Below are 12,455 nucleotides of genomic sequence, written 5' to 3' on the forward strand. Positions count from 1 at the left end.
CTCCAGACATCCCCTCGCGGGTTTGCCCTTGCCGTCGGCTAGTAGTTCTATTGGTCCAAGAGGACACTACAGGTACTCCTACAGGGGACTTTCACCCCATCAGTTCATGCCCATGCCGGGCGTACACCAGTCGCTGCAGGGGGCGCCTGACCCGTCGCCCACTTTTGCTGCCGCAAAAGCGGCCGCCGCCTCAAGCGCCCCTGAGCTCAAGCGTTAGGATTCAAGATATGAAACTAGAACTGAGACGTGCGACGGCCATCGACGGCCCTGCGCTCGCCAAAGTTCACGTTTCATCATGGCGAGAGGCCTATGCTGGCATTGTTCCCTCGTCTCATCTCAGGGATTGTACCGTCGGATTCAGAGAGAAATCCTTCCGGGAGTCACTGGCCAGCGGTGGGGAAGAGACATACGTGGCTGAGCATTCCGGGAAGGTCGTGGGTTTCCTCACACTTGGTGGCTGTCGCGATCTAGACGTTGACTCGTGTAGTACCGGAGAGATTTGGGGGATCTACGTGTCACCAGAGTGGTGGCGCAAAGGAATAGGGAGATACCTGTGTGAGCAGGGAGAAGCCATTCTTGCCTCGCGAGGCTACGCTTTTGTCAAGCTTTGGGTACTTGAGGCCAACGATCAAGCCAGGGCGTTTTACGAGGCAATGGGGTTTGAGTGTGATGGAGCGATCAAGCAAGTAAACATTGGGGCGACACTTGCGGTAGTTCGGTACCAAAAGCGATTTGACGAAGAGTCAGCGGTAGGTATCAACAATTCATTTCAGCGCACCTGATCGTTTTCGTTCGGCCTATAAAGATGAGAGAGCTGAATGGTTGTAATTAAAAGCTGCGACGGAACAGAAACCTACGTGAAAGAAGCCGGAGATTCCGTTGAAAAAGCGCTGGTACTTTTACATGGGATCGGTGCAGATCACCGGATGTGGGAGCCTCAACTGCAATTCTTCGCAAGGAGTGGATACTATGTACTGGCTCCAGACCTGCTGGGTCATGGGGAGTCCTCAAAGGTCGAAACGTTGGAGCTAAGCAATTGGGAAAAACAAATCAATACATTGATACTTAATCGAAACGTCTCAAAGTTTGTTTTAGTTGGTGTAAGTATGGGAGGAGTGGTTGCTCAATCATATGCGATGCATTATCCAGCAAAAGTCCGGAGTTTGGTTCTGGCGGATACTTTTGGAGAACTTAGGACCGTCCGGGAGAAAATATTGGGCTTGGGCCAGCTGATAGGCTTCAGGGTATTTCGGTTATTTGGGATTGGCCTATTTGCTAAGGCGATGTCCTTCGCATATAGAGCCCCATTTGCAAAGCAGGCGAGAGAGTACTTTGTTCAAGTGAGCCAACAAGCAGATTTCGATCAGCTGATCCGGGCTCGCAAGGCAATCAACAAGATTGACGCGATCGGTAAGATCGCTGGTGAGCGCATTCCAACATTGATACTGGTTGGTGATCAATTTGGTAAATCATTCGTAGATATAAATCGCAAGATTGCGCAAGGGATCAAGGGATCACAGTTTGTGATCCTGGAAAACTCGATGGACCCTTCAAATCTTGTCAACCCTAATGCGTTTAACAAAGCAGTATTGGATTTTCTGAGTCATTATTCCTAACAGTAGCATCAATGCGGAGTGGCATCTGCGCTACGCTCCACTGCCAGCCGGTTATGCGATGCATCGGGCCACATAGGAGAAATATGCAATGAATGACCACCCGGATTTAATTGATTTTGAGCATAGAGGGTGGGCGGCGCTCTCATCAAGCCCGGAACAGGCGAAGGCGTTTTATAGCTCGATTCTTGCCGATGATGCGCAAATGTTATTTCCTGGCGAAATGCGTCTTGTCGGGAAACAAGAGATTCTCGAGATGATGGGCGGCCTACCTTGGCAGTCGTTCCAAATATCTGATGTGCAGCAGATAGCCCTGTCCGACACGGGGCGGGTAATAACGTACAAAGTCATCGCTCAACGAACCGGGTCTGATCCATACCGTGCGCTAATTTGCAGCGTCTACGCGTTGCGAGGTGGCGTTTGGCAGCTTGTCGTCCATCAACAAACGCGAGCTTAGCACTGACGTCCAACAAGTCGTCGGAGCGAGACTTTTGCGACACAGGCTTCGCCTGCTGCGCAAAAGCCCCTCAACTCAAGCGTTAGGCCTACCGGAGAGCAAAGGAAATGAATGAATATACTGAGCCTCGTTTTGCAAGCTCTGCCCTAATCACGATAGATGCGCAAAATGATTTTACCTTGGATGATGCCCCTGCACAGGTCGCAGGAACGAAGGAAGTGATTCCCAATATGGTTCGGCTTCTAAATTCGTATCGCAAAGAAGGATTAACAATAATTCATGTAATCCGCTTGTATCTCACTGACGGATCAAATGTGGACCTATGTAGAAGGCAAGTAATAGAAGAGGGGAAAGAAATAGCTGCCCCAGAATCAGACGGCGCCGAATTGGTAAGTGATTTAAAGCCAGATGCATCACTCAAGCTAAGTGCTGATGACCTTCTTGCAGGTAAAATGCAGCACATTGGCAGTAATGAATTTTTAATGTACAAGCCTCGATGGGGTGCATTTTATGGGACTCGATTAGAAGAGTTCTTGACAGACAGAAAATTGGATACGTTGGTGTTTTCAGGTTGCAATTATCCTAATTGCCCAAGAACCAGTTTTTGCGAAGCAAGTGAGCGCGACTTTCGTGTTGTGCTGGTGAAGGACGCTACGTCTCAGTTGTATCCCAAGGCGGAAGAAGAGATGAAAAATATTGGTGTAACCTTGCTAGAAACGAATGAAGTTGAAGGCATATTGGCCTAACAGTCACATCCAGCCGACTCACAACAGTGCCGCTACGCTCTGCTTATGCAATCGGCAGATGCGAGGCTTTAGAGCAAGAGAACACATGGCAAAGGCAACTATCAAGTGTCCAGAATGCGGAGTTCCAGTTAAGCGAAAGAACTTGGAAAAGCACATGGAAGGTACGCGCAGCCCTGACGCAGTTGTCGACCGCAAGAGGAAAGAGCAAGAAGAATAAGAATGTAGAGAGCAATCAATGCTTTAGTTTCCAAACAGCCTCTTAGAAAGAAACAAGTCGACGGGGTGCGCTAATATAGGGCTAACGCAGTGCGAAAACGTGTCTTTGAGACGAGTGACATCAGCTCACTCTACCAACCGAAGAAGTTTTTCGTTCTTGACTTCATCTTGACTTGGGTTCCGCTCTGGACAGCGGTCGTCGGCCTTTCTGCCGGTTGGTTCGAGTTCGACTACCTGTTCATGGGGGTTGCGGGAATGAGTGCCGTTCCGATCGCGCTGTATATGTTCTACAGCTCGCGCAACAAGGCACTGATTCGGGATTTCTGGGCGAGGGTTTTGAGACCTGATCTCATCTCTCCCCGCTGGTGGCTCGTGCTGCTGCTCTTTGTCCCTGCGGTAATGTCAGTAGCAGTACTACTTTCCACTATGTTCGGCGGTTCACTGGAGCAGTTTGTACCTAGCGAGCGCTTGGTTACTGCGCCATTGGCAATGATAGTCCTGGTGTTGGTCTTTGGGCCGCTGCCCGAAGAACTTGGCTGGCATGGCTACGGCATCGACAGTCTGCGCAGTCGGATGAATGGGTTTTGGACCTCAATGGTGTTCGGCATGATCTGGCCGATCTGGCATATTCCAATGTTCTTCATTGAGAATTCGTATCAGCAGGCGCTGCTTGCAATGCCGGTGCCCTTGTTCTTCTATCTTTTCGGCATGATTCCACAAGCGGTTATCATGAACTGGATTTATTGGCACACGGGTCGAAGCGTCCTGAGTGCGATCATTCTTCACTTTATGATCAATTTTGTGGGCGAAGGATTCCAGATAACTCAGCAGAGTAAATCAATTGCCGGTGTCCTTTTCTTCGCCGCTGCAGCAGTCATAATTTACGTAGACAAAGACACGTTCTGGCGCAAGCGCTGCGCATACAAGCTCCAAAGCTGAATTGGCCAACGACGCTACTCCTCGAGCCCGCAGCTTTCGAGATCCACCTCGCGCCGACCGTTGTAGCGGCAGCCGCAGTAGGCCGTCACCCGCTGGCCGCGCTGCACGCGTTCATAGAGGAGGTCTTTGGCCTTGGCGAAGTTGCCGGCCACATGCGGCAGGTCGCCGCCGCCGGCGGTCAGGGTGGGCTGCGCCACCGTGCCCCGAGCACATCGCCCAGCAGACAGCCGAGGTCGCCGGCCAGTGTGCTCGCGTCCGCATCGGCGGCGTGCGCCGGCGTTCAGCCGCTCTGCTCCAGAGGGTTGTCGTCCGGCCTGGAGGATCTGCGGCGACGGGCTCGCCTGGCTGCGGGGCACCACCGAAGCCGCCGGTTGCCGCGTCCTCAGCATCCACGACGGCGACACCCTGCGCGCGACCTGCAACGGTCACGAAACGGTCAAGGTCCGGCTGTACTGTATGGACGCCTCCGAGCTCGCCCAGCGCCCTTGGGGCACCGCGAGCCGGGACCATCTGCGCCGCATCACACCGCGCGAGGTATCGCTGCGCATCCGCGACACCGACCGCTACGGGCGAAAGGTTGCCGAGGTCCTCGACCCCGCGACCAGCAATGCGCTCAACCGCGCCATGGTCGCGGCCGGCCAAGCCGCCGTCTATCGCCGCTACTGCTGCGCCTATCGCAGCTACCGCCAGGCCGAGGCCAGCGCCAGGACATCGGGGCTCGGAATCTGGCGAACGCAGGGCGAGCATCAACGGCCTTGGGACTACCGGAGTCACTGACAAGGCTCATTCAGCGCTCGATCGAAGAATGCCCGGCAGCAAAATGCTTCGGCGCGCAGATAACTTCGACCGATGCCAACAGTGACCGAAGTCACCTTCTTGCGATCCATTAGGATCAAGCGTCCGGTAAGGAGTATTCGTGAGAGGCATAACGGCTACACTCAGGTGAGGCGCTGACGGCGCTCAGGTAGTGGGTCTGGATAAGGCTAGAGGAGTGCCAACAACCGTGGACGTATCGACATCGCTGATCGGTGGGGACCGATCGGATTCCTGCCTAACATCAACAACTGCCCCCGTTTTACGTCTGCAGCTCGCAACGGGTTGCTTGTGTGCGCGTGTGGTTCTTGCAGAGGGGTTGCAGAGGGCCCGAGCGGACTAGAGGGATTCTGCCTATGTCTGTTAGTACGGTATCTGCCTAGCATACCCAGTCTACATTCGGTCTAATCAATTGTTAAAGTGCAAAGAAATGGCGGGTTTAAAAAAGAGAGGCTGTATCAGTCTAGGTAACATCCTAGACGGATATATTGTAGGTAAATAGCTCTGTAACACTTGCGGTCAAGACTTACATAACCCAAGAAGATAACTCATTGCCCAAAAACGCTTATACATCATAAACAAGAGAGAACCATGCTTAAAATTAATGGGCTCGACAAGCTACAAAAAGAGCTAAAAGACGCAGAGCAAGCATTGAACGAACTAGATGGCGAGTTAGGCGTCGTCAACTTTGACCCTCACGACCCTGTCAGTATTGAAGCTGCCATCCAGTCAGTTAACCGAATGATTGATAGCCGCATTGAGCCGCATGCCGATAACCCCTTTGTCGGATCGTTCGCCGATCAAATGAAAGAAAGCTACAGAGAAAACATTCTCCAAAAAGCCGCTGAGGGCCGATTGCAGTCTGACGAGGATGAATGATGGCTCGCGATATTTTCGGAGAAATTAACAACGCTGTCCTGGACCTACAGAATTCGCAGCTACAAACGTACGAACGTCCATTGAAAAAGCTTGCCCAATTATTGCGGCATCCCGACCTTGAACCATACAATGAGGAACTAACGAAAGGCGTTGACCTCGATGCATTCATTGCGGAAAGCGAAAATACTGGCGGCAGCATGGTTGGCAGTGCCCAGCTTGAGTGGCCAAATGACCCCGAAAAAACGATGGGTTTAACGTTGCTTTTGGTCGAGAAACTGGCCAACGATCCTCGTTACGCTATCAACTTTGGTCATCATTTTTTCTATTCTGGGAATAAAACCATCGCCAGCATCCATGCGCTTACTGGACAGCTCATCATTCCCTTCGTTCGTGATTACAAGAACTATGTTCAATCTAAGGGAAGTATTGAAACTGTGTTAAAGCCGCCATTTTCACGAAAGATTTTTATTGTTCACGGCCATGACGATGGTGCGCGCGAAACAGTGGCTCGCTTTCTGGAGCGCATTGGTCTGGAGGCCGTCATTCTTCATGAACAGGCCAATCAAGGAAGAACTATTATTGAAAAGGTCGTTGCACACAGCGATGTTGGGTTTGCGGTAGTCCTTCTCACTCCGGATGATGAGGGCTGTGCAAAGGGAGGTGAACCCGAACCACGGCCTCGGCAAAATGTATTATTGGAACTGGGCTACTTCATCGGTCGCTTGGGCGGAGAAAAAGTGTGCGCCCTCAAACGCGGCACGCTGGAAATTCCAAGCGATTTCGCGGGTGTCGTCTGGGAGACAATGGACAGTAATGGTGGCTGGAAACAGGCACTGGCGCGAGAACTCGAAGCTGCTGGTCATAGTATAGACTGGAACAAGGTCATGCGTGTTTGATATGCACTCACTACGATCGAAGCAGCGTTGTAGCGAGTCATTGCACTGTAGAAGAAAGGCTAACAAGGCACTGCACAAGACGGCAATTGCGCTGCGCTTTGTTGCCGCCGGTGAGCTTGGTCATTAGTCCCCGTATCCCTAGTTGCGCCAAGGTATAACGAATGCCGGAACTGAAGAAACGCCCGTTAGGTACCCCCCGAAAGGTGGCACCAGTAAATTGGGTTATTCATCAAACTGGTTCGTATCTAATCGGGGAATTGTTCGGAGGAAGTTACTACCGTGAATGCCTGAAGATGGCAAAAGCTATGGCTACGCAGCATCGCCCGGCTTTAACGGCTATTCACAAGAACCGCCCTACCTAGGCCGTTGACCTAGAGCGCATGATAGCCTATCTCGAAGACGTTAGCCACTGGGCTGCCGAGGTTGAATCTGAGAGCTTCCACACTGTCAATACGCACGCCTTCTTAACTCTATGGGCAGCCCAGGAAGCCTGGTATAGAAAATGTCATAGCCGAGATCATTCGAACCTCCCAATACGCGGCAGGGATCGCAAGCGGGAAATTCGTAAGCGGTAAATACCCCGTTTCCGATTGGCCCTGGTCCGAATCAACATGCCTGGAGATTGCTCAGAAACTGGATACAAAAGCCAGAAATGCGACGGAGAATGGTGGTGAGAACATCGCACGAAGAGTTATCACGCTTTGTTCCTGGTTTGAGTTAAATGTCTAATTAGATGATCCGACTGTCAAGAAATGCAATGAAGCTTCAATGGTCAGAAACGTTATTTTGCATCGGTATGGCTACCTCAGCTCCCAAAACGTTGAGAAATTTCCCGAATTGTGTAAATGGGTTGGGGGAGTTCTGCCAATAACTACTGAGCGTCTTACCAGCTATTACGATGCCATCACGTCGATGCATTTGGCGATTTCGAGAGCCGTCCGGGCCAGTCAGTATCAGTAAGATAGCGCTCATGCTCGACTTTCAAAAACCGGGACAGACCACGTTTAATAACTCCTAACGAATAAGGTTAGATCGTCCGAGCGAAGCGAGCGACGATGTGTGACCGGCATGTCAGTCGGCTAGCTGGTGGAAGTCCAGCCATGGCCCCTGGGAGTGGGGAACATGTAGGCGAAGGCAAGGGTGCCCGAAGAAACTCCCTCGCGCCCACCAAGGAAGTGGACGACGGCGCGGTGCTGCTGCGGGGGAGCCAATGAGGGATCTGAAAGAAGCCGGAGACCAAATTTGCCACCTGAGCGAGAGCGAACCTTTGCTGAGGCGGCTCGCGGTGGGCGAGGTGCCGTCGACCACCGAAGCCCGATGAACTCCCCGTAAGCCGAGAGCCGTAGAGAAGGCAGGTGGGCGAAGACAAAGGCGACTGACTTACCCGGTGAAGGGCCGCCGATCCTGGGTCGGTGTAACAACGACACCTTAAGCCCTAAGCGACGCGGAGACGTGATCCGTGATGGGACGGGGGCCTGCAGACGAAGCCGTAGTACTCGTAAAGCCTGGTGCCGAAGACGCGGCGGTGACGTCGTTGAGGGCAAAACACCAGGCCAGCGACAAGGACGCACGAGGAGAAGGGCGGAACACGTAAGCGGTTTTAGAGAGCCATGAGAGACCGTGGGGAGGAGATCAGCCCGCCGAGGGAGCCGGCGCCAGGCCGAGACGTAGACACCGGCCGAACAGCGCCCGCGCAGATCGACGAAGACCCCGTGCAAAGAGAGTGACATGCTTCAACAAGACCTATTGACCGACGAGCGAAGACTCTTCGAGGACCTGTGCACGCTCGACAGACTGCGCGCAGGCTTTCAAAGCGTGAAGAAGAACAAAGGAAGTCCCGGCGTGGATGGAATCACCATTGCCGAGTTTGACTCGCGCTTAGACGAAGAGCTAGGCCGGCTGAAAGCGGAGCTTGAGAGCTGGACCTACAAACCCGCACCGGTGCGACGGGTGGAGATTCCCAAGCCCGGTGGTCGCGGCACGCGCAACTTAGGCGTGCCCACGGTGCGCGATCGGGTCGTGCAAGCGACCCTCAAGCACCTGTTAGAGCCGATCTTCGAGCCGACCTTCTCCGCCAACAGCTACGGCTTTCGCCCTGGGCGCAGCCAGCACCAAGCGATCGAGGCGGCGCGCGAGATCGTGGCCGGCGGCAAGCCCTACGTTGTGGACCTGGATTTGGCGCAATGTTTCGACCGAATCCACCACGACCGGCTGATCGCCCGCGTGGGCAAACAGATCCCCGACACGCGCATCTTGCGCCTGATCGGAGTGACCCTGCGCAGTGGCGTGATGGCCAATGGCCTGATGACGCCAACCACGGAAGGGGCCGTGCAAGGCAGCCCGCTCAGCCCCCTACTCAGCAATATCGTCCTCGACGAGCTGGACGGGGAGGGCCTTGATCATAACCACGTCCACCCCGCTCAAGCGGCCATCGGCGAAAGGTAGGGGATCTTCGGCGCACGTGCTCGTCGTCGGCGTGGCCGAGGTGGCAGAGGCACCCGCTCGAGCAATTGCTCGAACAAGGGCGGCGGCGCCCGGCCAAAGAAACGCTCGGCGGCGGTGGTCTGATCCGCACGGCGGATGTAGAAGTTGTGTACCGCCGTGAGCGCGGCGAGCTGACGCGCACTGAGGCGATGGCAGCCATGATGGAAGAGCGAGAGCTGACCGTTGCGCCCCTCCACAGCAGCGCTCGAGCGCTGGAACAGGTCGGCGCAGTCGCTGGCGACCTGCTCAATCTCCGCACGCTGAGTCGCCTCCAGGGCTTGGATGGGGTGATCTGCCGCGCGCAGCGGTGCGAGCCGCTGTGCGCTCAGTGCCGCGAGGCGTTGACGCTCCTCGGCTCCCGAGCACTTTGTGGCGACGCGTTCAAGATAGATCGCCGGGATCAGTTGCTCGAGCACAGCGAGCTCAAGGTCGGGCGCCAGGTTGAGTGCCTCGACACGCTGCTGCACGGTGGCAAAGAAGAAGGCGATCGTGGCCCGCAGGGCCGTGTTCAAGCGCTTGGCCTTCGCGAGGTGGGCGCGAGCGCGTGCCGGCAAGTCGGCCGCCTCGGCAAGGGCCTCCAACCGCTGCCAGATCGTACCGAGCCGTTTGTCAATGATCGCGCATATGGAGCCACTCGAGGATCGGGATAAAGGAGCCACCCGCGGACCGGGATAATGGAACCACTGCCTGATCGAGATAAAGGAGCCACCTGCTGACCGGGTTAAAGGAGCCAGCGCAGGCTCGAGACCAAGGAGTCAGACGATCGTCGGGCAAAGAGGCCTAGGAAGTGGAGCGTTGGGTTCTCGAACTTCGTTCAACCCTTGCTACCGTCGAGCGCTTTTGCGCGGAGGTAGCGATGAGCAATCGGAGTTTCGAGATGTATGAATATCGTCAGGTCCTGGTGCGGATGCGCCAGGGCGATTCAGACCGCCAGATCGCCGCGGTGCGCCTGATGGGGCGCAGCAAAGCCGCCAAGCTCAGGCGCGTCGCCCGAGAGCGCGGCTGGCTTGAGGCCGAGCACCCCCTGCCCGATGACACGGCCCTCGCCGAGGTCTTGGGCGAGCGCGAGACCCACCCCGGGCCAAGCTCCCAGGTCGAGCCGCATCGCGAGCGCATCCTCGCCTGGAAGCGCGCCGGCATCACCGGCACCACCATCCACCAAGCGCTGGTGCGCGAGCACGGCTTCAGCGGCAGCTACTCGGCCATCCGCCGCTTCCTGCAAGCCAACGAGCCGATCCCACTCAAGGCCACTGTGCGTCTCGACTTCGCCCCCGCCGAGGCCGCCCAAGTCGACTTCGGCGCCGGCCCGCGCCTCCTCGACACCGACACCGGCGAACTGCGCAAGACCTGGGTCTTCGTCATGACGCTGTGCTTCAGCCGGCATCAGTACGCCGAGCTCATCTGGCGCCAGGATGTCGCCACCTGGCTCGCCTGCCATCGCCACGCCTTTGAGTGGTTCAACGGCGTCCCGAAGCGGGTCATCATCGACAACGCCAAATGCGCCATCCTCCTCGCCCACCGCCGCGATCCCGAAGTGCAGCGTGCCTACGCCGAGTGTGCCGAAGGCTACGGCTTCAAGATCGACGCCTGCCCACCACGCGAGCCGCAATTGAAAGGACGCGTCGAGGCCGGAGTCAAATACCTCAAACAGGCCTTCCTGGCACTGCGTGAGTTTCGCTCCCTGCCCGACGCCAACGCCCAGTTGCGCCAGTGGCTCCTGGCCGAGGCCGGCAACCGTCTGCATGGCACCACCCGCGCGCAGCCGCTGGCCCTGTTCGAGTCGGTCGAGAAAGCGCTGCTCGCTCGCCTGCCGGATGTCCCGCCAGAGCTCGCCATCTGGGCCAAGCTCAAGGTCCATCGCGACGCCCATGTGCAGTTTGAGCGCGCCTACTACTCGGTGCCGTTTCGCCTGCTCGGCCAGACCCTCTGGCTGAAGGCCACGCCGGCTGTCGTGCGCCTCTACCAGGCGCACCAACTGGTGGCCACCCATGTGCGCCAGCACCGCCCCGGCGCACGCAGCACCGTGGCCGACCACATGCCGCCCAACGCGCTGGCCTATGCCATGCGCGATCCGCAGTGGTGCCTGACGCAGGCCAACGCGGTCGGGCCGCAGTGCCAGGCGCTCATCGAGCGGCTGTTTGCTGATCAGGTGCTGGAGCACCTGCGTGCCGCCCAAGGCGTGATTCGTCTTGGCGAGAAGTACGGCGCACCCCGTCTGGAGGCGGCCTGCCAACGGGCGCTGAGCTTCGACACTCCGCGTTATCGCAGTGTCAAGACCATCCTCGAGAAGGGGCTGGATCAACAGCCTGATGCCGTCGCGGCCTTCGACACCTTGGCCGAGAGCTACACCGGTGGCGCGCGTTTCCTACGTGACTCCGCTGAGCTGCTGTCGCACTGATGAACAGGACACCCCCGATGAATCCCATGCCTGAACTCGCCCCGATGCTGAAACAACTGCGCCTCTCTGGCCTGCTCGAGGCCCTGCCGGCGCGTAACCGCCAAGCCATCGAGGAACACTTGGCCTATACCGACTTTCTCGCCTTGCTGATCCAGGATGAACTCGCCCGCCGCGAACAGAAGCGTCTGAGCCAACGCTTGCGCCAGGCCAACTTCCGCTCGCACAAGACCCTGGAGCAGTTCGACTTTGCCTTCAATCCCGGCATTAACCGGGCCTTGATCCAAGAGCTGGCGACCGGGCAGTTCATCACGGAGCCCGCCTCGGTGCTGATCGCCGGTCCAAGTGGAACCGGGAAGAGCCATCTGGCCCAGGCCTTGGGCCAGATCGCGGCTTGCCAGGGGCAGGATGTGCGCTTCATGACCCAAACCCAGCTACTCGGCGCGCTGAACGAGGCGCGCGCCAGGGGGACCTTTCAGCGGCGCTTTCAGGCGCTCTCACGGGTGGGGCTGTTGATCGTCGACGATTTTGGGCTAAAACCGCTGCGCTCGCCCCAGGACGAGGACTTCCATGACCTGATCAGCGAACGCTACGAGCAGCGCGCGACCATCGTCACCAGCAACCTGGACTTCAGCGAGTGGGGCGATGCCTTCCCGAATCGCTTGCTGGGCGCCGCGACGCTGGATCGGCTGCGCCATAACGCCTACCGCCTGGTGCTCGATGGGGCGAGTTATCGCACCCCGAAACCGCTCCCTGAAGGCCCCGATTCACCCCTTGCACGACCGGCGAAAACCGTCGAACAATAGCCCCCGTTCGAGACCCCTGAGAGCCACTTCTGAGTGGCTCCATTAACCCGATCATGGGTGGCTCCATTAGGGCGGTCAGTGACACCGTTCTCCCAAGCGCTCAGGTGGTTGCGCCTCACCGCGCTCCAGCTCAAAGGGATGGTAGGCTTCGCCGAGGGCGCGGATCAACGTCGTGGCCTCCTCCTGACGCGCCTGCGTCTGATCCCGCGTG

The 12,455-nt window shown here is 56.8% G+C and carries 14 protein-coding genes; 12 read left to right on the top strand and 2 right to left on the bottom strand.

Going from position 1 to position 12,455, the window contains the following annotated elements; genetic code table 11:
- Window positions 1-227: 227 nt before the first annotated feature.
- The 6 genes from CKO40_RS22550 to CKO40_RS25230 all read left to right on the top strand — a co-directional run bounded on the left by CKO40_RS22550 (window position 228) and on the right by CKO40_RS25230 (window position 3,971).
- On the top strand, window positions 228-782 hold the full coding sequence (locus tag CKO40_RS22550; RefSeq protein ID WP_200348708.1) for a GNAT family N-acetyltransferase: 555 nt from the start codon (window positions 228-230) through the stop codon (window positions 780-782).
- A 36-nt stretch (window positions 783-818) separates the two neighbouring features.
- Window positions 819-1,616, top strand: coding sequence for an alpha/beta fold hydrolase (locus CKO40_RS22555; protein WP_200348709.1), 798 nt, complete (start codon window positions 819-821; stop codon window positions 1,614-1,616).
- An 88-nt stretch (window positions 1,617-1,704) separates the two neighbouring features.
- A complete protein-coding gene (locus CKO40_RS22560) occupies window positions 1,705-2,070 on the top strand; it encodes a nuclear transport factor 2 family protein (RefSeq protein ID WP_200348710.1) in 366 nt (121 codons plus the stop codon).
- A 107-nt stretch (window positions 2,071-2,177) separates the two neighbouring features.
- Complete coding sequence (locus tag CKO40_RS22565; RefSeq protein ID WP_200348711.1) at window positions 2,178-2,816, top strand: cysteine hydrolase family protein; 639 nt, start codon at window positions 2,178-2,180, stop codon at window positions 2,814-2,816.
- Between the two features lie 85 nt (window positions 2,817-2,901).
- A complete protein-coding gene (locus tag CKO40_RS25630) occupies window positions 2,902-3,033 on the top strand; it encodes a hypothetical protein (RefSeq protein WP_476702812.1) in 132 nt (43 codons plus the stop codon).
- Window positions 3,034-3,122: 89 nt separating this feature from the next.
- Window positions 3,123-3,971, top strand: coding sequence for a CPBP family glutamic-type intramembrane protease (locus CKO40_RS25230; RefSeq protein WP_200348712.1), 849 nt, complete (start codon window positions 3,123-3,125; stop codon window positions 3,969-3,971).
- Between the two features lie 14 nt (window positions 3,972-3,985).
- Here the strand turns inward: CKO40_RS25230 and CKO40_RS22575 are convergent, their stop codons facing one another.
- Entirely contained in the window at window positions 3,986-4,168 is a 183-nt protein-coding gene (locus CKO40_RS22575; RefSeq protein ID WP_200348713.1) for a hypothetical protein, read from the bottom strand.
- Between the two features lie 46 nt (window positions 4,169-4,214).
- Between CKO40_RS22575 and CKO40_RS25010 the strand changes: the two genes are divergently transcribed.
- From CKO40_RS25010 to CKO40_RS22595, 4 genes are all read left to right on the top strand, one after another.
- Window positions 4,215-4,748 carry a thermonuclease family protein gene (locus tag CKO40_RS25010; protein WP_200348714.1) on the top strand — a complete coding sequence of 178 codons (534 nt, stop codon included), beginning with the start codon at window positions 4,215-4,217 and terminating at the stop codon, window positions 4,746-4,748.
- Window positions 4,749-5,375: 627 nt separating this feature from the next.
- Complete coding sequence (locus CKO40_RS22585) at window positions 5,376-5,663, top strand: hypothetical protein (RefSeq protein ID WP_200348715.1); 288 nt, start codon at window positions 5,376-5,378, stop codon at window positions 5,661-5,663.
- Window positions 5,663-6,559 (top strand): TIR domain-containing protein, encoded by an 897-nt coding sequence (locus tag CKO40_RS22590; RefSeq protein ID WP_200348716.1) that lies wholly within the window; start codon window positions 5,663-5,665, stop codon window positions 6,557-6,559. The genes CKO40_RS22585 and CKO40_RS22590 overlap by 1 nt, the downstream gene beginning before the upstream one ends.
- Window positions 6,560-8,287: 1,728 nt before the next feature.
- Entirely contained in the window at window positions 8,288-9,004 is a 717-nt protein-coding gene (locus tag CKO40_RS22595) for a reverse transcriptase domain-containing protein (protein WP_200348717.1), read from the top strand.
- On the opposite strand, the gene CKO40_RS22600 is transcribed toward CKO40_RS22595, so the two are convergent.
- Window positions 8,980-9,624, bottom strand: coding sequence for a DUF6399 domain-containing protein (locus tag CKO40_RS22600; protein WP_200348718.1), 645 nt, complete (start codon window positions 9,622-9,624; stop codon window positions 8,980-8,982). The genes CKO40_RS22595 and CKO40_RS22600 overlap by 25 nt on opposite strands.
- Window positions 9,625-9,920: 296 nt before the next feature.
- On the opposite strand from CKO40_RS22600, the gene istA reads away from it, so the two are divergent.
- Together istA and istB are read left to right on the top strand one after the other, a co-directional pair.
- Window positions 9,921-11,441 (top strand): IS21 family transposase, encoded by a 1,521-nt coding sequence (gene istA / locus CKO40_RS22605; RefSeq protein WP_200348720.1) that lies wholly within the window; start codon window positions 9,921-9,923, stop codon window positions 11,439-11,441.
- A 26-nt stretch (window positions 11,442-11,467) separates the two neighbouring features.
- Complete coding sequence (gene istB, locus CKO40_RS22610; protein ID WP_276570851.1) at window positions 11,468-12,244, top strand: IS21-like element helper ATPase IstB; 777 nt, start codon at window positions 11,468-11,470, stop codon at window positions 12,242-12,244.
- Window positions 12,245-12,455 lie beyond the last annotated feature (211 nt).

This window comes from Halochromatium glycolicum (genome assembly GCF_016584085.1).
Lineage (GTDB): Bacteria > Pseudomonadota > Gammaproteobacteria > Chromatiales > Chromatiaceae > Lamprobacter > Lamprobacter glycolicus.

Bases quoted from the DNA above. Each gene is read 5' to 3' on its own strand.
- CKO40_RS22550 (WP_200348708.1), top strand. From the start codon at position 228: ATGAAACTAGAACTGAGACGTGCGACGGCCATCGACGGCCCTGCGCTC.
- CKO40_RS22555 (WP_200348709.1), top strand. From the start codon at position 819: ATGGTTGTAATTAAAAGCTGCGACGGAACAGAAACCTACGTGAAAGAA.
- CKO40_RS22560 (WP_200348710.1), top strand. From the start codon at position 1,705: ATGAATGACCACCCGGATTTAATTGATTTTGAGCATAGAGGGTGGGCG.
- CKO40_RS22565 (WP_200348711.1), top strand. From the start codon at position 2,178: ATGAATGAATATACTGAGCCTCGTTTTGCAAGCTCTGCCCTAATCACG.
- CKO40_RS25630 (WP_476702812.1), top strand. From the start codon at position 2,902: ATGGCAAAGGCAACTATCAAGTGTCCAGAATGCGGAGTTCCAGTTAAG.
- CKO40_RS22585 (WP_200348715.1), top strand. From the start codon at position 5,376: ATGCTTAAAATTAATGGGCTCGACAAGCTACAAAAAGAGCTAAAAGAC.
- CKO40_RS22590 (WP_200348716.1), top strand. From the start codon at position 5,663: ATGGCTCGCGATATTTTCGGAGAAATTAACAACGCTGTCCTGGACCTA.
- CKO40_RS22595 (WP_200348717.1), top strand. From the start codon at position 8,288: ATGCTTCAACAAGACCTATTGACCGACGAGCGAAGACTCTTCGAGGAC.
- istA (WP_200348720.1), top strand. From the start codon at position 9,921: ATGTATGAATATCGTCAGGTCCTGGTGCGGATGCGCCAGGGCGATTCA.
- istB (WP_276570851.1), top strand. From the start codon at position 11,468: ATGCCTGAACTCGCCCCGATGCTGAAACAACTGCGCCTCTCTGGCCTG.